General features: G+C 72.0%; 18 protein-coding genes. 3 read left to right on the forward strand and 15 right to left on the reverse strand.

Annotated features, from left to right (window positions below):
* Positions 1–23 precede the first annotated feature (23 nt).
* Complete coding sequence (locus MLV88_RS10730) at positions 24–1,496, reverse strand: TldD/PmbA family protein (protein WP_243337456.1); 1,473 nt, start codon at positions 1,494–1,496, stop codon at positions 24–26.
* Positions 1,497–1,700: 204 nt separating this feature from the next.
* On the opposite strand from MLV88_RS10730, the gene MLV88_RS10735 reads away from it, so the two are divergent.
* Positions 1,701–2,495: an alpha/beta fold hydrolase gene (locus tag MLV88_RS10735; RefSeq protein WP_243337458.1), complete on the forward strand. Its 795-nt coding sequence runs from the start codon at positions 1,701–1,703 to the stop codon at positions 2,493–2,495.
* Between the two features lie 11 nt (positions 2,496–2,506).
* On the opposite strand, the gene MLV88_RS10740 is transcribed toward MLV88_RS10735, so the two are convergent.
* The 14 genes from MLV88_RS10740 to MLV88_RS10805 form a co-directional block, all read right to left on the reverse strand.
* Entirely contained in the window at positions 2,507–3,979 is a 1,473-nt protein-coding gene (locus tag MLV88_RS10740) for a hypothetical protein (protein ID WP_243337460.1), read from the reverse strand.
* Between the two features lie 152 nt (positions 3,980–4,131).
* The gene (locus MLV88_RS10745; protein ID WP_243337463.1) at positions 4,132–4,314 is read right to left on the reverse strand and encodes a Flp family type IVb pilin; all 183 of its coding nucleotides are present in this window, start codon (positions 4,312–4,314) and stop codon (positions 4,132–4,134) included.
* Between the two features lie 14 nt (positions 4,315–4,328).
* Complete coding sequence (locus MLV88_RS10750; RefSeq protein ID WP_243337464.1) at positions 4,329–5,447, reverse strand: TadG family pilus assembly protein; 1,119 nt, start codon at positions 5,445–5,447, stop codon at positions 4,329–4,331.
* 9 nt (positions 5,448–5,456) lie between these two features.
* Complete coding sequence (locus tag MLV88_RS10755; protein ID WP_243337466.1) at positions 5,457–5,774, reverse strand: hypothetical protein; 318 nt, start codon at positions 5,772–5,774, stop codon at positions 5,457–5,459.
* Complete coding sequence (locus MLV88_RS10760; protein ID WP_243337467.1) at positions 5,771–6,556, reverse strand: tetratricopeptide repeat protein; 786 nt, start codon at positions 6,554–6,556, stop codon at positions 5,771–5,773. The genes MLV88_RS10755 and MLV88_RS10760 overlap by 4 nt, the downstream gene beginning before the upstream one ends.
* 5 nt (positions 6,557–6,561) lie before the next feature.
* Positions 6,562–7,509, reverse strand: a complete 948-nt coding sequence (locus MLV88_RS10765; RefSeq protein WP_243337468.1) for a type II secretion system F family protein — start codon at positions 7,507–7,509, stop codon at positions 6,562–6,564.
* A gap of 3 nt (positions 7,510–7,512) precedes the next feature.
* Entirely contained in the window at positions 7,513–8,475 is a 963-nt protein-coding gene (locus tag MLV88_RS10770) for a type II secretion system F family protein (protein ID WP_243337469.1), read from the reverse strand.
* The gene (locus MLV88_RS10775) at positions 8,475–9,827 is read right to left on the reverse strand and encodes a CpaF family protein (RefSeq protein ID WP_243337470.1); all 1,353 of its coding nucleotides are present in this window, start codon (positions 9,825–9,827) and stop codon (positions 8,475–8,477) included. Before MLV88_RS10775 ends, MLV88_RS10770 begins: the two co-directional genes overlap by 1 nt.
* A complete protein-coding gene (locus MLV88_RS10780; RefSeq protein ID WP_243337471.1) occupies positions 9,814–10,962 on the reverse strand; it encodes an AAA family ATPase in 1,149 nt (382 codons plus the stop codon). Before MLV88_RS10780 ends, MLV88_RS10775 begins: the two co-directional genes overlap by 14 nt.
* Before the next feature lie 11 nt (positions 10,963–10,973).
* Positions 10,974–12,446, reverse strand: a complete 1,473-nt coding sequence (locus MLV88_RS10785) for a type II and III secretion system protein family protein (RefSeq protein ID WP_243337472.1) — start codon at positions 12,444–12,446, stop codon at positions 10,974–10,976.
* Positions 12,443–13,426 carry a Flp pilus assembly protein CpaB gene (cpaB, locus tag MLV88_RS10790; protein ID WP_243337473.1) on the reverse strand — a complete coding sequence of 328 codons (984 nt, stop codon included), beginning with the start codon at positions 13,424–13,426 and terminating at the stop codon, positions 12,443–12,445. Before cpaB ends, MLV88_RS10785 begins: the two co-directional genes overlap by 4 nt.
* A gap of 25 nt (positions 13,427–13,451) precedes the next feature.
* Entirely contained in the window at positions 13,452–13,838 is a 387-nt protein-coding gene (locus tag MLV88_RS10795) for a TadE/TadG family type IV pilus assembly protein (protein ID WP_308197553.1), read from the reverse strand.
* Positions 13,835–14,356 carry a prepilin peptidase gene (locus MLV88_RS10800; RefSeq protein ID WP_243337475.1) on the reverse strand — a complete coding sequence of 174 codons (522 nt, stop codon included), beginning with the start codon at positions 14,354–14,356 and terminating at the stop codon, positions 13,835–13,837. The genes MLV88_RS10795 and MLV88_RS10800 overlap by 4 nt, the downstream gene beginning before the upstream one ends.
* A 51-nt stretch (positions 14,357–14,407) precedes the next feature.
* Complete coding sequence (locus MLV88_RS10805) at positions 14,408–14,581, reverse strand: Flp family type IVb pilin (RefSeq protein WP_242343579.1); 174 nt, start codon at positions 14,579–14,581, stop codon at positions 14,408–14,410.
* Positions 14,582–15,089: 508 nt separating this feature from the next.
* Here MLV88_RS10805 and MLV88_RS10810 point away from each other — a divergent pair.
* Positions 15,090–15,707, forward strand: a complete 618-nt coding sequence (locus tag MLV88_RS10810; protein WP_243337481.1) for a methyltransferase family protein — start codon at positions 15,090–15,092, stop codon at positions 15,705–15,707.
* Positions 15,708–15,721: 14 nt separating this feature from the next.
* Positions 15,722–17,317, forward strand: a complete 1,596-nt coding sequence (locus tag MLV88_RS10815; protein WP_243337482.1) for an alpha/beta fold hydrolase — start codon at positions 15,722–15,724, stop codon at positions 17,315–17,317.

Genomic DNA, 17,317 nt, shown 5'->3' on the forward strand with positions numbered 1-17,317 from the left:
TCGAGCCACGGGCGTGAAGAGGATCACGTGCCGCGGCCGCCGACCGTCATCGACGAGACGCGCACGGTGGGGAGGCCCTGCGAGACGGGCACGCTCTGCCCGTCCTTGCCGCAGGTCCAGCCTCCCTCGTCGATGGCCAGGTCGTCCGAGACCATGTCCACGCGCTCGAGCGCCTGCGGGCCATTGCCGATGATGTTCACGTCCTTCACCGGCCGCGTGAGCTTGCCGTCCTCGATGAGGTAGCCGTTCTTCACGTAGAACGTGAAGTCGCCCGCGCCGATGTTCACCTGGCCGTTCGAGAAGTTCATGCAGTAGATGCCCTTCTTCACCGAGCGGATGATCTCCTCGGTGCGGTGCGGCCCGGGCAGCATGTAGGTGGAGCGCATGCGCGGCAGCGGCGCGTGGCGGTAGCTCTCGCGCCGGCCGTTGCCGGTGGGCCGCACGCCGAAGTGGCGCGCCGAGATGGCGTCGTGCAGGTAGGTCGTGAGCACGCCGTCCTGCACGAGGTGCGTCGTGCCGGCGTCGTTGCCCTCGTCGTCAACGTTGATCGCGCCGCGCGCGCCCGCGTTGGCGGCGTCGTCCACGATCTGCACGAAGGGCTGGGCGATCCGCTTGCCGATCTTGTCGGCGTAGATCGAGACGCCCTTGCGGTTGAAGTCCGCCTCCATGCCGTGGCCGATCGCCTCGTGGAGCAGGATGCCGGAGGAGCCGGCGGCGAGGACCACCGGCATCTCGCCGGCGGGCGGCGTCACCGCGTCGAACAGGATGGTGGTGCGGGCGACCGCCTCGCGCACCACGCGGTCGAGCCTCTCCGGCGAGTAGAAGTCGAAGCCTGCGCGGCCGGCGACGTTGTAGCCGTTCTGCTCGCGGCGGCCGTTCGCCTCGGCGAGCACCGACAGGTAGAGGAGCGTCATCGGCTGACGGTCCTCGACGATGCGGCCGGAGGAGTCGGCGATGAGGATCGCGCCCGACTCGTCGCGCAGGAAGAGGTTCACCTTCTTGATGCGCTCGTCCGCGGCGAACGCGCGCTCGTTGAGGCCCGCGAGGAGCGGCAGCTTCTCCTGCGGCCGGATCTCCTCCCACGGGCGGATGAGGGGGTACCGATCGGGCAAGCCGGCCCGGACGTGGAGCCGCTCCGGGATGGGCCGCGAGGCGCCATCCGCGATCGCCGCCGCGGTGCGGGCGCACTCGAGGAGCGCCGGCAGGGAGAGGTCCTCCGTGTAGCCGTAGCCCGTCTGGTCGCCCTTCACGACCCGCACGCCGACGCCCAGCTCCACCGTCGCGTAGGCGCGGTTCACCGCGCCGTCCTCGAGGCCGAGGTCGGACCCGACGCGGTGCTGGAAGAAGACGTCCGCGTGCTCGCCGCCCCGCGCGAGCGCGGTCGCGAGCGTCTGCGCGATCATCCGCTCGGTAACGCCGAAGCGCGCGAAGTAGCCGATGCCCTCGCTCGTCCCCGCCTGGGTGGCCGGACGAGCAGCCGTATCCTGGTTCACCATCCCGTTCCTTGCTCCGTCGCCGGTCGCGACGGCGGCCTCATTCATAACCGCCCCGGACGAACTTGGCCGCTCGGTATCGCCGGCGAGGGCTGGCGCCCCCTGCCCGCCCGGGCCGAGCCTGCCGAAGCCCGAGGTAGGGGCCAAGGCGGCCCGGCCCCGCAGGGACGTCCGGCAACCGGGCCGAAAAGGGATAAACGTTGAGTCATGCCCATCGCAAACGTGAACGGCACGGAGCTCAACTACCGCGACGCGGGGACCGGCAACAAGGACGTGCTACTCCTCCTGCACGCCTTCCCGCTCAACTCCGGCATGTGGCAGCGCCAGATCGCGGCGCTCGAGGGGCGCTGGCGGATCGTCGCGCCGGACTACCGCGGGCTCGGCCAGTCCACTCCGCGCGGCGAGGCGTCCACGATGCAGGTGCTCGCCGAGGACGTGCGGGCGCTGCTCGCGCACCTTCGCGTGGAGCGCGCGGCCGTCGCAGGGCTCTCGATGGGCGGCTACCTTTCGTTCGAGCTGTACCGGCAGATCCCGGGGTTCTTCCGCGGGCTCGCGCTCTGCGACACGAAGGCGGCGGCTGACACGGACGAGGGGAAGGCCGGGCGCGAGAAGTTCGCGAAGACCGCGCTCGAGAAGGGGCTCGGGTGGGTGGCAGACGAGATGGTCCCGAAGCTCCTCCGGCCCGACCCCGATCCGGCGGTCGTAAAGGAGGTGCGGGATCTCATCCGCCGCGGCACGCCCGCCGGCGTGGCCGCGGCGCAGCGCGGGATGGCGCAGCGCCCCGACTCGACGCCCACGCTCGCGAAGATCACCTGCCCGACCCTCGTCATCGTGGGCGAGGAGGATTCCCTCACGCCGCCGGCCGAGTCCGAGAAGATGGCGAAGGCGGTGAAGGGCGCGAAGCTCGTGAAGCTGAAGAAGGCGGGGCACCTCGCGAACCTGGAGGCGACGGAGGGGTTCAACGCGGCGCTGCAGAAGTTCCTGGAGGCGGTGCCGACGTAGGACGCGCGCCCTCACCTCGTGCGCGCCAGCTCGGTGCGCCGGTAGAGCGCTCCCGCTGCGGAGGTCGCCGTGGCGGTCCAGCGACCGTCGCGCTCGAGGTAGCCTTGGAGGCGTGAGCCGTTCTGAACGAGCGCGAGGCTCACGCCGGAGCGGGCCACCCACTCGTCGAGCCACGCGGCGTCCGCGCGGACGTAGCCGAGCATGAACTCGTCTCCGTAGAGCTCCCAGCGGTCGTCCACGAAGACCCGGAGCCCGGGCGCCTCGTACGCGATGAACGCGCCGAACGGCATGTCGTTCAGGATGGGCGCGCCGGCCGGCGCTTCCCGCTCCGCCTCGACGAGCGCCGGGACGAGCTCGACTGGCCAGCGCCCCGGGTCGAGGCGGGCGAGGACCGGCGAGCGACCCGCCGCGGTCCCGGTGATCGCGACCGCCGCGACCGCCGCCGCGATGGCGCCCACGCTGCCGAATGCCAACCGCGTCCCCGGCGGTGCACGCGGAGCGCTGCGCACCCGGAAGCCGCGGCGCGCGAGCGCCTCCACCCATCGGGCGTTCGGGAGGAGCTCGGCGAGCGCGATGGCCGCTGCGATCGCGAAGAAGGGCGCGTGGCGGATGCGATCGAACGCGAGCACGAGCCAGGCGAGCGGCACGAGCGTCGAGGCCCGCAGCGTGGTCCGGGACGCGCCCGCGAGCGCCGCAGCGTACAGGGCCACGAGCGCGAGCACCTGCCACGATCCCGTCCGCGCGAGCGACGCGTGCTCCACGATGAAGCGGGGCAGCCCGGGCGAGGCGAGGATCGCGAACCAGGCGCGCGCCGTGTCGAGGCCGTAGGGAGTGACGGGGATCGTGGCGACGCTCGCCACGGCGAGCGCGCAGACCCCGACCGCCTCGCGCCGGCTCCGGATCGGAGACCGCGCTCCCGCCGCCCACGTGCCGAGCCACGCCAGCGCGAACAGCGCGAGCGTCGCGAGCCCACCCACGACCGCGCCGTGCGCGTTCACCCACGCGAGGAACACGATCGGAACGGGCCAGAGCGAGCCGAGCCCTCGGCGTCCGGCGTCCACGTCGGCGAGCCGCGCGTACAGCCACGCGAACGCGAACATCGACAGCATGTGCGGCCGGACGTGGAAGTGGTGCGCGCTCGCCACCACCGTGAGCGCCACGACGAGCAGCGCCCAGAGGGCGCTGACGCCGGACGCGACGAGCCGGGCGAAAAGCGCGGCGAGGAGCAGCGCGATCCCGCCCGCGGTGGCGACGACGAGCGCGTCGAGCCCGCCGAGCCGGTGGAGCGCGGCCATCAGACATTCCCCGAGCCACTGGTGCGCGATCCAGGGCCGACCGCCGAACGTGAAGCTGAGCCAGTCCTCCCGCGGAAAGCCGTGCGCGAAGATCCGCTCTCCCGCGAGAGTGTGCCAGAGCGTCCCCGGGTCCTGCAGGAGCCTCCCGCCGCCGGCGAGAGTGACGGCCGCGAAGGTCAGAGCGAACACGAGGACGACGCTCGCCGCCCGCCGCTCCGGCTCCCGCCGCTCGGTTCTCCCGCCTGCGACTCCCAGCAACAGCGCGCCTCTCGACTCGCAGGCGAGGGCGGCCACGCGGGATCGGATGCGGCGGAGGTTCGGTCGCAGAGTCGCCAGGCTCGTCACGGCGGCCACTTCGCGACGACGTTCGCGAACAGGCCGTTCACCGCCTCACCGAAAGACGCGACGGTCGCGAAGATCGCCACGGCGATACCCGCGAGCATGATCGCGTACTCGGCCGCCGTGGGGGCCGTCTCGTCGTTCCACAGCGCACGCAAGGAACAGCGGCAATCTGCGGGGATCATCGAGCGCCTCCTGGTCACTTGACCAGCTTCGGCGGCGGGAGCAGCCCGAAGAACTCGCAGCCCGCCGTCGCCTTCGTCGGCACGTCACAGTGCAGCGTGAGCACGAGCACCTTCGAGTTCTTACCCCAGCACTCGGAGCCCGGCGGCAGGGGCTTGTCCGTGGGGAAGTCCTTCACGAGGCCCGCGTAGGCGACCGTGACGCTCGCGAACCCGACGAGCGGCGCCGCCTTCACGAACTTCGAGTCCGTGCCGCCCGTCGTCGAGCACGTGCCCGTGGGGGGCGGTGCGTCGCACGGGAGATCCATGATCGGGACCGGGTAAGGCCCCCTCCCCATGAGGAATGCGAAGTCGTCGATGGTCGGGTTCAGGTTCGAGCCGTTCGCCACCTCGACGAGGACGCTGGGGTCCGCGAACACCGGCGACCCGCACGTCGGCGGATCGGTCTTGAAGCCATCCAGCATCATCCGGATGTAGCTCGTGCTGACGTCCGGATACTGGTTCATCACCGTGAACCCGATGTTGTCGGCCGAGTCGCTGTGGAAATAGAGCGGTAGACCTTCCTCGCAGGTCTTGAGGCCGCCGGTCTGGTTCAGGATCTGGCATTTCGCGAACGCGAGCGGGAGGCCGCACTTCTCGACGCACGGGCCTCCGCGCACGGCGATCGCGTCCGCCCCCACGTCCGCCGTGTTTTTGTCGCCGAGGAACACGGGGAAGAACACGGGAGCCGGGTTGTTCCCGGCTCGCGTCGCCGTGACGTGTACGGCGTTCGTCGCGTTGAGGAGCTCCGGCGTCGAGGTCGGATCGGAGATCGGGAAGAACTTCTTGGAGTTCACGCTCCAGTAGCCGAACTCGACGATCGTGTCCGAGTTCTTCAACGGCTCGAAATCGGTCGCGTGCCTCGCCGCGTAGTCGAGCGCAGCGACGCGCGCCTTCGCGATGCCGTCGGCGGTGCCGTCCAGGTCCCACGCGCCCGCGAGCGCGCCGGAGTCGCTCGCGTTCTGCAGCTCGCCTCGAACCGACATCAGGTGCCCGACGTTGAGCGACAGCGCCATGAACCCGCCGAGCACGAGCAGCATGATCGCGACGATGACCGCGACCGCCCCTCGCTCACGTCTCCCGCCGTGCGCGCGCATACCGTCCTCCTACCTCGCGGGCGGCACCGACGGCGCAAGTGGCCGCTGGCGATCCCGGTTCGCCTGCGGCGAGAGGAGCAGGACCGGCGGCTCCTCGACCCGCTCGCCCTTCGGAGCGAGGCTCTTCCGGTACGTCTCGGCGATGATGGTCGCCTCCTGGGAGTCGAGCCCGTCGAGCGCGGCAGGTGCGGGCCCGCGCGGGGCGGCGGGGTTCGCGCGCTGCGCCGTCATGATCTCGCGCATGGCGCGGCCATGCGTTTCGGTCAGGTGTTCTCTCGCGCATCCGGCGGCGAGCGCGACGAGCGTCCCCACGACGACGGTCTTCATTGCAGCCTCCCCGAGGGCACCTTCTCAGGCCGCGCCGGCTCCGACGGAACCGCGCGGTTGAGCTTGCGGGCGACCTCTTCCAGATTTGCGCGCGCGCGCGCGAGCCCGGGCGCGAGCCGCACCGCGTCCGAGTACGCCTCGAACGCCTGCGGCAGATTGCCGGCGAGCTCGTATGCGTAGCCGAGATTGTTCTTCGCCTCGGCGGGCGGGCTGGCGACGCCGAACTGCTGCGCCGCGCGCGTGAAGTCTCCGGCGCGCGCGTACGCGAAGCCGAGGTTGTTGTGATAGCGCGCCGGCATCGGATCGAGCCGCACCGCCTGCTGCAGGCGGGTGAGCGCGTCCTGGGTGCGGCCCTGCCGGTAGAGGGCCCAGCCCCAGTCGTTCAGGTACGACGCGTTCAGCGGGTCGAGCTCCGTCGAGCGCCGGTGGTGCTTCTCGCCGTCCGGCCAGCGCTTCGCCTCGTCGTGCACGATCGCGAGCGCGGCGTGCGCCGGGGCGTAGTTGCGGTCGAGTCGCAGCGCCTCCCGGAGGTCGTTCTCGGCGTCGTCCGTGAGGCCCTGGCCGCGGTAGGCGCGGGACCGGAGCGTCAGGGTGGCCGCGGAGCGCCCGTCGCTGTCGTGGATGGCCTGGATCGCGGCGAGCGCATCGCCGTACTGGTGGCGGTCGACGAGGTCGCGCGCGACGGCGAGCCGGACGCCGGAGACGCCGCCGGTCTTGGCGTGCCGCGCCGTCGCGCACCCCGCCAAGAGGACGGTCGCGGAGAGCATCGCCAGGGAGCTCATCCGGCTCATCGCGTCCCCCCGAGCATGGGCAGCAGGGTCTTCGAGATGTTCACTGCGGCGGGGCCGATGATGATGGCGAACAGCGCGGGCAGGATGCACAGCACGAGCGGGAGCGTCATCTTGACCGCGACGTAGGCCGCCCGCTCCTCCGCGCGCTGCATGCGGCGGATGCGGATGCTCTCCGCCTGCACGCGCAGCGCCGCGGCGATGCTCGTGCCGAAGAGCTCGGTCTGCGTGAGCGTCGCCGCCAGCGCTCGCAGCTCGGGGGAGCCGGTGCGCGCCGCGAGCCGGCGGAAGCCGTCCATGCGCGGGATACCCGCCTTCACCTCGAGGAACGTGAGCCGCAGCTCGCTCGAGAGGAGCCGCCACGCGAGCGCGATCTCGGCAGAGACTCGCTGCAGCGCCGCGTCGAGGCCCAGCCCCGCCTCGACGCACGTGACGAGGAGGTCGAGCGCATCGGGCAAAGCGCGATCGATCTGACGCAGGCGGTTCGCGACGCGCGAGGACAGCCAGAGGTTCGGCAGGAAGAAGCCGGCGCCGCCGAGCCAGATGGCGATCCCGAGCGCGAACGGGAAGGGCTCGGCGCGCGTCGCGTTCACGAACAGGAATCCGAGCAACAGCCCGAAGGACAGGATCGCCTTCGTCGCGACGAAGATCGTGGGCGCACGCATCGAGCGGAACCCCGCCCAGACGAGCTGTCGCCGCAGGCGCGACTCGGCGTCGTCGCCGTTCGTCGCGGAGCTCCGGCGTGCTGCGGCGCTGGCGGCGGCGTCGAGACGCTCGCCCGAGACGACCGCCGCGACCGGCGTGGCGTGAGGATCCGGCGCCGCGGCGCGCAGGCGCCGCACGGCGGGATCCCGGTCCGAGCTGAAGGACCGCGCCGCGGCGGCGAGCGAGCCGATGGCGACGGTGACGAGGCCTCCCATCGCGAGGGTGATCGGATCGAGCAGCATGCGCTAGACCTCCAGCTGCGTGAGGCTCCGGAGCCACACGATCCCCGCGGCCCAGCTCGCGATCGCGTAGCCGACGATCCAGTGTCCGGACGGGTTCTCGGCGAGCGTGCGCAGGTATCCCGGGTTCATCACCGACACCGCGAGCGCGACGATGATCGGCAGGACGCCGAGGACCCATGCCGAGGCGCGGCCCTCCCCGGTGAGCGCGCGCAGCTTGCCGTAGAAGCGGTACCGCTGCCGGATGGTGTCCGCGATCTTCTCGAGGATCTCGGCGAGGTTTCCGCCGGTCTCCCGCTGGATCACCGCCGAGACCGCGAAGATCTTCACGTCCGAGTTGCCAGGGCAGCGCTCCGCCATGTGGAGGACTGCCTGCTCGAGCGAGAGCCCCAGCCGCTGCTCGTCGTACGAGCGCGCGAACTCGATGCAGACCGGCTCCGGCATCTCGCCGGCGACGACCTGGAACGCAGAGGTGAGCGCGTGCCCGGCCCGCAGCGAGCGGGCCATCATCTCGAGCGCCTCGGGCAGCTGCTCGGACACCTTGCGGCTTCGCCGGCTGCGCGCGGAGAGCACGGACAGGAGCGGCGCACCGGCGCCCACGACGCCCAGCAGCAGCGCGACCGGCACCCCGAGCCGCAGGACGAGGCCGAGGAGCACGCCGGTCCCCGCCGCCCCCGCGGAGATCGCGAAGAGCTGCGCGACCGTCCAGCGCGAGTCGGCCTGCTCGAGGAACTGCTCGATCGACCGCGCGCCCGGGATCGGCGAGATGAGTCCCTCCGCCCAGGCCTGCCGCGCGATGCGGCCGCGGCGCAGCAGCTCGGCGTCGAGCGCGCCCTCCTTGCCGATGGCCCGGAGGCGGCGGCGGAGCTCGGCCCGGCGGCGGTCGCCGACGAACTGAAGCCCGTAATAGATCGCCTCGACGGCCGCGAAGATGCCGAACGCGATGGCCGCGAACAGGAGCTCGCGCATCAGCGCTCCTCCAGGACGTGCGCGGCGATGGCCGCGGGGTCGACGCCGAACTGCGCGATCCGCGTCATGGCGCGGGCCCGGATCCCGGTGGGGATGAACTCGCCGATGACCTTGCCGGTCGCATCCACGCCGCGCTGCTCGAACCGGTAGATCTCCTGCATCGTGATCGCGGCGCCCTCCGTGCCGGTGATCTCGGCGATCGACATGATGCGGCGGCGGCCGTCGGTGCCGCGGTTCAGCTGGGCGATGATGTTGAGCGCGCGGGAGATCGTGGCGCGGGTCGCGCCCTCGCTGAGCGGCACGCCGCTCATGCCGATCATCGCCTCGATGCGGGAGAGCGCGTCGCGCGGCGTGTTCGCGTGGACGGTGGTCATCGAGCCCTCGTGGCCCGTGTTCATCGCCTGCAGCATGTCGAGCACCTCGCCGCCGCGGACCTCGCCGACGACGATGCGGTCCGGGCGCATGCGGAGCGCGTTCTTCACGAGGTCGCGCGCGAGGATCTCGCCCTTCCCCTCGATGTTGGCCGGGCGCGTCTCGAGCCGCACCACGTGCCGCTGCTGGAGCTGGAGCTCGGCGGAGTCCTCGATGGTGACGATGCGCTCGGAGTCGGGGATGAACGACGAGAGCGCGTTGAGGAGCGTCGTCTTTCCGGCGCCCGTGCCGCCGCTGATGAGCACGTTCAGCTTCGCCTTGACGCAGGCGCCCAGGAAGCCGACGGCCTCCGGGGTGAGCGCGCCGTTCGAGACGAGGTCGCGGACCTTGAGGGGCGAGACGCCGAAGCGGCGGATCGAGAGGATGGGGCCGTCGATCGCGAGCGGCGGGATGATCGCGTTCACGCGCGAGCCGTCGGCGAGGCGAGCGTCCACCATCGGCGAGGTCTCGTCCACGCGCCGGCCGACCTGGGCGACGATCCGGTTGATGATCTGCTGCAGGTGGCCGTTCGAGCCGAAGCGGACCTGCGTGAGCTCGAGCTTGCCGCGCCGCTCGACATAGACGGTCGAGTAGGTGTTGACGAGGATGTCGGAAATGGTCGAGTCGGCGAGGAGCGGCTCGAGGGGCCCGAGGCCGGTGAGCTCGTCGAGGAGCTCCCCCACCATGCGCTCCCGCTCGAGCTGGTTGAGCGGCAGCTCCGACCGGCCGATCTCGCCTGAGAGCACAGCCCGCAGCTCGTCCCTGCGGCGCTCCGGCGGAAGCCGCTCGAACGCCTGGAGGTCGAGCTTGTCGATGATGCGACGATGAAGCTCGGTCTTCAGGTCGTGGAACACCTCGGGAGCGGACTCCGGCGCGAGCGCCGTCGCCGCGGCGGGGCTCGCCGAGCTCGCGCGCTGGCGCAGCCGCTCACCGAGTCCCATGTGCGCCTCCCGTCAGCCGCCGCCACCACGGCGCGCGAGCGGCGGACTTCGGACCGTCGGGACGGAGCAGCGCGGCGATCGCCGCGACGTCACGCGTGATCGGCGCGCGGGGGCCCACCTCGGCGAGCGTGGCGCCGCGGCCGACGGCCTTCGCGAGCAGGGCGAAGTCGTTCGCGACGGTCGCGGTGACCGGTAGCCCGACCGTGTCGGCGATCACCTCGCGCGTGACGTTCGAGCGTGCCTGGTAGCGGTTGACGACGAGGAGCAGCTTCGCGTCGTCGTACCCGAGCTTCCGGAAGATCTCGACCGTGCGCTGGGCGTTCCGGACCGCCGGGACCTCCTGCGTCACGATCACGACGACGCGGTCGGACGCGTCGAGCGCGGCGAGCGAGCGCTCGTCGAAGCCGTGCAGCCCGTCGAGGAGCACGCTCCCGTAGTGCTGGCGCAGGAACCCGACGAGCTGCGTGACCGCGGGCGCGTCGATCTTGTCCGCCTCGTCGAGCCGCTCGCCCTGCGCGAGCACGCTCATCCCTGCGCGGTGCTTCGCGACCGAGCTGTCGAGCAGGTCCCGATCGAGCCGGCGCAGGTTCGCGAGCACGTCGGAGACGGTGTAGGTGCTCTGCAGGTCGAGCAGCGACATGGCGTTCCCGAGCTGCAGCTCGAGGTCCACGAGGCACGCGCGCGCGCCGCTCGCTGCGACGGCCGCGGCCGCGTTCACGGCGACCGTCGTCGCCCCCATGCCGCCCTTCGCCGGGAAGAATGCCGTCACCGAGCTCGTCGCCCCCGTCTGCGTGGGACGCACGAGCGCGCGGACGGCCACCTCGAGCCGCTCGGCCTCGCCCGCGACGACGTATTCGCGCGCGCCGGAGCGCATGGCGCGGAGGATGAGGTCCGGGTCCTTCGACTCGCCGACGACCGCGACGCGCACGCCGCTCGCCGCGAGTCCGGAGATGGAGCGGAACGCCGTCTCGGGGTCGCCGTTCAGGCCCACCACCGCGATCGCCGGCTTGCCGGGCTCGGCGACCGCGCGCGCGACGTCGCTGACGTTCCGCAGGGGGAGATCGTCCAGCGACGAGAGCAGCGCGCTCTGTGCGCTCGCCTCGAGACCAGTGACGTAGAACGGGATCGGATCCATGGTCGCTCCCTTCACTGGCTGAAGCCGCTCTGCCCGGAGGGCCCGCGCCCGGCGCTCGCCGGCTGCTTGCGATCGGCGAGCTCGGCCCGCGTTCCCTGGCTTCCGAGCAGGTAGAACTGCAGGTCGCCTGGGTCGTTCATCTCGTACTCGGTGGGGAGCGGCGGCAGCTCGTGAGGCGCGACGGGCTTCACGAGGTGCGCCGTCACCACGACGATGAGCTCGCTCTCGTCGCGCTGGAACGCCTGCGACCGGAACAGCGCCCCCACGATCGGGACGGACCCGAGCAACGGGAACTTTGCCACCTGCGAGCGGATCCGGTCCGCGACGAGCCCCGCGATCGCGAAGCTCTGGCCGTCCGCGAGGCGGATGCTGGTCTCGCTCTGGCGCGACGTCAGGCCGGGGACGCTCGTCCCCGCGATCGTGACGGCGAGGCTCGGATCGATGTCGCTCACCTCCGTCTTCATGGAGAGGTGGATCGCGTCGCCGATCACAGTGGGCGTGAACTGGAGCTGGATGCCGAACCGCTTCCACTCGACCGAGGTCTGTCCGAACGAGGACGAGAGGGGGATCGGGAGCTCGCCGCCCGCCAGGAACCGCGCGTCCTGGCCCGAGAGCGCGACCAGCGTCGGCTCGGCGAGCGACTTCGCGAGATTGTTCTGCTCGAGCAGGTTCAGCATGACGCTGAACGGGAAGTCGCCCATGTGCGACAGGAACACCGAGAACGCGTTCTGGAAGCTCCCCGCCGGCACGTCCGGCGGAAAGCCGTTTCCGGCGAGCCCACGCGGGCCCGTGCCCGGGATCGACGGGTTCTGGTTCGTGTTGAGGAAGTCGCCCGGCAAGGTGCGGTTGCTGAAGAACCCGGCGACGTTCTTGAAGTCGTCCGACTTGTGGAAGAAGTTGACGCCGAGCTCGCGCAGGCCCGAGCGCGCGACCTCCGCGAACCTGACCTGGAGCTGGACCTGCTGCACGCCCGAGACCTGGATGAGGTTCGCGACCTTCTCCGCCTGCAGCCGCGCGACCTCGGCCACGCGCTCGGGCAGGCGAACGTCCGTGACCTGTCCCGACAGCACGACGAGATCCCCGCTCGCGCTGATGTTCACGTTCTCGCCGGGGAAGAGCTGCTTCACCTGACTCCGCAGCGCCTCGAGGTTGCGGCCCACCTGGAGCGCGATCACGAGCGGCTGGTTGTCGCGGTTCCAGAGCGTGAGATCGGTCGTCCCGACACCCTTCGCGGTGAGCAGCACCTGGGTCGGCGTCACGACCTTGAGGTCCGCGACGTCGGGGTTCGCGACCGCGATGCGGCCGATCTGCTCGGAGAGGATGAGGAGCCGGTTCTGCCCGGCCTCGAGCGTCATCTCGCGGGCGGCGCCCATCTCGCGATCGATGCGGAGCGCAGGCGTCGCATGCGCCTGATCCTGCGCTGCCGCGGGCCCGGCGGCGACGAGGAGCGTGACGAGGAGAGCGCGGGCGCGATGCAGGATCATTGGCGCGATTCCTTATCGAAGTCGCGGCGCTCGAAGACGTCGCCGCGGAGGATCTCGACGGTCTGCTTCTCGGCAGGCGCGGGCTTCACCTCGACGACCGATGCGCGCGCGCGGTGGCGCGAGGACACAGGCGTAACCTTGGTGCCCGGCGCGGGCGGCGTCGCCGCTGGCGCAGCCGGACGCTCCGGCTCGCGTCCGCCCGCGAGGAGGATCGGGGGAGTGATCCCCGGGGTCGAGAGCATGTCATCGTCCGCGCCGCTCCGGAGGCTGAGCAGGATCTGGCCCTTCGTGGCTGCGAGCGCGAGCTTCTCGGACTGCTCGCCGTCGACCATGAGCGTCGCGACGGTCGCGGGCATCGCCTTGTCGAAGTTGCGGTCCGCGCGCTCGACCTCCTTGCCGACGGCGAGCACGCGCACGTTCTGGAGGACGATCTTGGACATCGGCGGCTGGGTCGAGGCGTCCGACGGCTTCATCGTCACGATCACGTCCACCGCATCCCCGGGATGCAGGAACCCGGCGACCCCGACGACGTCGTCCACCCGGACCGCGACGGCGCGCATGCCCGCGGGCAGGATCGCCGCGAGGCCGGCGGCGGTGCCCGGCGGGGCGAGCCGACTCTCCAGGATCGGCTCGCCCTTCGTGACCGCCGACGTGACGACCCGGCCGACGAGAGCGGCGGCGTCGGACGAGGTGCCCTCGGGCGTCGATCCCGCCGGCCAGTCGATGACGGCGAGCGACTCCGCCCTGAGCGCCGTCGCCGAGGGCATGTCCACCGCCGCGACGACGACCTTCGCGGTCGGGAGCCGCGCCGCCGAGGCCTTCGCCTCCAGGTAGCGCGTGAACAAGAAGGCCGTTCCGATCGCAGCGATCGCCGCGAGCCCCAGGAAGAGCGCCGCGCGCAGGCCGGTGCGGCGCGATCCTCGCTCCGCCGCCCGCCTCAGGGTGTTGCTCGCCCGATCCCCAGCGCCCGAGCTCGTCATCGTCGATTCCCCCTGCTGCGACCGCTCAGCGGCGCATCTCGGCCGTCGCGACGATCCGCGCCGGCATGAGGTCGTTGAACAAAAGCGTGAACGAGCCGCCCTGACAGTCGACCGTCACCCGAACGGACAGGACGGCTTCGGGAATGTCGACCGTACAGGTGGCGGCGTTGATGCCCGCGACCGACAGGTACTCGCGAGCCCGCGCCACCGCGACACCGGCCGCGTCGGTGTCGGCGATGCTGCCGGCGCGCGCCCCCTCGCGGGCGGCGTTGACGATGATCTCGCGCTGGAAGAAGTGGAAACCCCACTCGATGGCGCCCAGGCAGAGGAGCATCAGGACCGGCAGCACGAGCGCGAACTCGACCGCAGCGGCACCGCGCGCGCGCTCGCTGCGAGATCTCGAGGCGGTCACGGCGTCCCTCCGCTGACGAGCGCAAACAGCGCGCCCACCGCAAACGCTGCTCCTGCGGGGACGACGACGCGGCCCCGCTCCGCGGTGAGCGGCACGCCCGCGACGTTGGTGCCGAGCGCGAGCGCGACGACGTTGCCGCGCATCTCTGAGCGCGCGCGCAGCGAAGACGTCGCATAGGCGAGGCACGCGAGCATCCCCATCGCGACCCCCGCCGAGACGAGGTACGTCGGGAGGCGCCCCAGGCCGACCCACGCGGCCGCGGCGGCCGCGAGCTTCAGGTCGCCTCCGCCGATCATCCGGCGCGACCACGCCGGCCAGATCACGGCCGCAACGATGACCGACGCCGCGAGTCCCGTCCCCGCCGCGAGCATCCCGTGGACCACCGCCTGCGCCGAGAGACCGCCCACGGCGACCGCGACGGCCACCTCGTTCGAGATCCGGTGGCGCGCGATATCCGACGCGGCGGCGATCGCGAGCAGTGCGCTCAGGAGTGCGAACAGGGAGGCAGGGTAGGTCATGGTTCTCGCGCCGGCCGGGGTGTCCCTCGGCCGGCGCCCGAGAAGATTCGGCTACGCCGCCGGCGTCATCTTGGTGTTCACGGTCGTGAACGTGGTGTTCAGAGTTCCACCGAGCGTCTGCACGGCCACGATGATGACGACGGCGATGAGCGCCACCATGATCCCGTACTCGACGGCGGTCGGCGCTTCCTGGTCGTTCCACAGCTTCATCAGCATCTGCTTCATCGGATTGCCCCTTTCACGTCGCGCGAGCGGTCTCCGTCGCGCATGAACACCGCACCCGCTGGCTTCACCGTGCTCGCGCGCGCCCCCAGCCAGGCGCACGGAGCGATCCCGGAGCGCCCCCGGCGCCGGGAAATTCGCGTGGGCTCCACTCCCCTGCAGGCCGCGGTCACGGATCGGTGCGTGCTGCTTCGGTCCGCGTAGAAGGTCCTGCTCGGCAGCTTCCCCCTCGTGCCTTCGGTCGCTTTGCCGAGTTGCGGACGATTGCTTTCCACCGGAAGTCGGGCGTCCGCGGGACACTCGTGCGAGACGGATGTCTGAGGGGGTCGAAGCGAATGCTTATCGCTTCGATTGCAGGCCTAAACGCACTCGTTCTCTGCCGGACACCAGACGAGCGAACCCCAGCGGTGCGACGCGTTGCCCCCTCCCGGCGCCTCGGCGCACGGGCGCGTCGCACTCGCTCGGGGGCCTCGGACCGACAGTGCGAGCCTCCGTGCTAGCATCCGACCGCATGCGCGACCGGATCACCTCGTCGGGGCTCGCGACCGCCTTCACGAACCTCTCTCTCGCCGTCCTGTACGCCGCGTTTGCGCTTTCGCACCTGCAGGAGTTCCGGAGCCAGCCCCGCGCGAGCGTCCTGCTTTTCGTGCTGCTCGAGACGCTGTTCGCGCTCTTCTTCGTCGCTCGTCGCCAGGCTTCCGCGAGCTCGACCTCGCTCACGGCATGGGCGAGCACGCTCGCCGGTACGTTCCTGCCCCTGCTCCTGCGGCCCGCCCCGGGCGCCGAAGACGTGCTCGTGGGGCAGATCGTACAGGCGGCAGGGACTGCGCTCGGCGTCAGCGGCGTTCTCTCGCTCAATCGGAGCCTCGGGCTCCTTCCGGCGAATCGTGGCGTGCGCTCGGGCGGAGCGTACCGCCTCGTACGGCATCCGCTGTATGCCTCCTACGTCGTGACGCACGCCGGGTACCTCACGAGCAACTTCACGGCCTGGAACGTCGGCATCGCGCTCACGGCGCTCGCGGCACAGGTCGTCCGGATCGCCGGCGAGGAGGCCGTCCTGTCGCGCGACCCCGAGTACGTCGCCTACAAGGCGCGCACGCGCTGGCGGCTCCTGCCGTTCGTGTACTGAGCGGGCGCTGAGCGATGAAAGGGACCGCGGACACGCTCGACGGGGAAGCTCGGACACGGCGCGTTCGCCAGGGCGCGCGTCTCGTCGCCGCCTGGCTCGTGGGGCTCGCGCTGCTCTCCGCCCCCGTCGTGTGGCGCGCGATGGGGGGCGCCGTCGAGGTGCACGCGTTCGTGATCCCCTCGCCCTCGCGCGTGCCGGTGCTCGAGGTGACGCGCGGCGTCCCCGATCGCGCGCGGCCCGTCGCGCTCCTCGTGCACGGGTTCCACTGCAACAAGTCGATGATGGTGCCGCTGGCGAGGCGGCTCGCCGCGAGCGGGGTCGACGCCTACGCGATCGACCTGCCTGGCCACGGGGCCTCGCGCGAGCCCTACTCGGACGCGCGCGCGGTCGCTGCCGCGCGGGAGGCGCTCGACGCCATCGCGGCGATGCGCGGGGTGGCGCGAGCGCGCGTCGGGCTCGTGGGCCACTCGTACGGTGCGAGCGTCCTCGCCCGCGTCGCGGGCCAGGACCCGGGGCGCCCCACGCTCGTGATGATCGGGCCGGGCTACGAGGGCGGGCTCTCGCCCGCCACCGGCAACCTGCTCGTCGTCACCGCCGAGCACGATTACGGGTTCATCGCGGGATTCGCCGAGGACATGCTGCGCGACGCCTCCGCTGGCACGCTCGAGCGGGCAGGCGAGCGCAGCGGTGAGCTCGCGCGGCGCGACGCGCGCGCCTGGCAGGTGGTCCCCGGAGCGGACCACCTCTCGCTCCTCGTCAGCCCGGCGGTGATGCGCGACACGCTCGCCTGGCTCGAGCCCGCGCTCCGCCCGACCGCCGACCCTGCCGCGGCCGTGGTGACGCCGCGCCTCGCCGGAGCCCTCGCGCTCCTCGCGCTCGCGGGGGCGGTCCTCCTCTCGGTGCTCGTCGCACGGGCGGGCGCGTGCGCCTCGGCGGCCGAGCCGAGCAGTCCGCCCGTGGCGAGCCGCGCGTGGCTCGTCGCGATCGGCGTGCTCGCGATCGGGATCGGGCTCCTCACGGCGCACGCCGTGACGCCGCTCGCGCTCGTGCGGCTGGGGGAGGGAGAGCGCGTGGCGTCGCTGCTCGCGGTGGCCGGCGTCGCCGCGAACGCGCTCGCGCTCGCGCGGTGGAGGCGGGCGCCGGGACCGGGAGCGCAGCAACTCGTCCGGGCGTTGCCGCCGGCGCTCCTGGCGGCGGCGCTGGTGTACGTCGCGGCGCTCGCCGGCGTGGACCGCGAGCTGTACCACGTGTCGCTTCTCGACTCCGCCCCCGAGCGGCGCGCAGCGGTGGTCGTGCTCGCCGCGGCGCTCTTCCCCTTCTTCGCGTTCGTGCAGGGTGTGGTCGGTCACGCGGGGGCGGACGAGGTCGGCGTCCGGCCCCGTGCGCGCACCGCAGCCGCTGTGGCGGTACTGTATGGCGCCGCCGCCGCCGTGCTCCCGCTCGCGGGCCCGCGGCTCGGCCGCTTCACGCTCTTCGTCGTCGCGATCGGCGCGTTCTGCGCCGTGGTCAGCGCGCTGCTCGACCGCGCCGCTCGCAACCCCGCCGTCGGCGCGATCTTCTCCGCGACGGTCACCGCGTGGGTGCTCGCGGTCGGCTTCCTCCGGTACTGA

Source organism: Anaeromyxobacter soli (assembly GCF_022808855.1).
GTDB lineage: Bacteria > Myxococcota > Myxococcia > Myxococcales > Anaeromyxobacteraceae > Anaeromyxobacter > Anaeromyxobacter soli.

What these genes read in the sequence shown, in the direction of transcription:
- MLV88_RS10785 (WP_243337472.1), bottom strand. Translation starts at nt 12,446, where the DNA reads ATGATCCTGCATCGCGCCCGCGCTCTCCTCGTCACGCTCCTCGTCGCC.
- MLV88_RS10805 (WP_242343579.1), bottom strand. Translation starts at nt 14,581, where the DNA reads ATGAAGCAGATGCTGATGAAGCTGTGGAACGACCAGGAAGCGCCGACC.
- MLV88_RS10735 (WP_243337458.1), top strand. Translation starts at nt 1,701, where the DNA reads ATGCCCATCGCAAACGTGAACGGCACGGAGCTCAACTACCGCGACGCG.
- MLV88_RS10760 (WP_243337467.1), bottom strand. Translation starts at nt 6,556, where the DNA reads ATGAGCTCCCTGGCGATGCTCTCCGCGACCGTCCTCTTGGCGGGGTGC.
- MLV88_RS10775 (WP_243337470.1), bottom strand. Translation starts at nt 9,827, where the DNA reads ATGGGACTCGGTGAGCGGCTGCGCCAGCGCGCGAGCTCGGCGAGCCCC.
- MLV88_RS10730 (WP_243337456.1), bottom strand. Translation starts at nt 1,496, where the DNA reads ATGGTGAACCAGGATACGGCTGCTCGTCCGGCCACCCAGGCGGGGACG.
- MLV88_RS10800 (WP_243337475.1), bottom strand. Translation starts at nt 14,356, where the DNA reads ATGACCTACCCTGCCTCCCTGTTCGCACTCCTGAGCGCACTGCTCGCG.
- MLV88_RS10780 (WP_243337471.1), bottom strand. Translation starts at nt 10,962, where the DNA reads ATGGATCCGATCCCGTTCTACGTCACTGGTCTCGAGGCGAGCGCACAG.
- MLV88_RS10815 (WP_243337482.1), top strand. Translation starts at nt 15,722, where the DNA reads ATGAAAGGGACCGCGGACACGCTCGACGGGGAAGCTCGGACACGGCGC.
- MLV88_RS10745 (WP_243337463.1), bottom strand. Translation starts at nt 4,314, where the DNA reads ATGATCCCCGCAGATTGCCGCTGTTCCTTGCGTGCGCTGTGGAACGAC.
- MLV88_RS10750 (WP_243337464.1), bottom strand. Translation starts at nt 5,447, where the DNA reads ATGCGCGCGCACGGCGGGAGACGTGAGCGAGGGGCGGTCGCGGTCATC.
- cpaB (WP_243337473.1), bottom strand. Translation starts at nt 13,426, where the DNA reads ATGACGAGCTCGGGCGCTGGGGATCGGGCGAGCAACACCCTGAGGCGG.
- MLV88_RS10770 (WP_243337469.1), bottom strand. Translation starts at nt 8,475, where the DNA reads ATGCGCGAGCTCCTGTTCGCGGCCATCGCGTTCGGCATCTTCGCGGCC.
- MLV88_RS10765 (WP_243337468.1), bottom strand. Translation starts at nt 7,509, where the DNA reads ATGCTGCTCGATCCGATCACCCTCGCGATGGGAGGCCTCGTCACCGTC.
- MLV88_RS10810 (WP_243337481.1), top strand. Translation starts at nt 15,090, where the DNA reads ATGCGCGACCGGATCACCTCGTCGGGGCTCGCGACCGCCTTCACGAAC.
- MLV88_RS10755 (WP_243337466.1), bottom strand. Translation starts at nt 5,774, where the DNA reads ATGAAGACCGTCGTCGTGGGGACGCTCGTCGCGCTCGCCGCCGGATGC.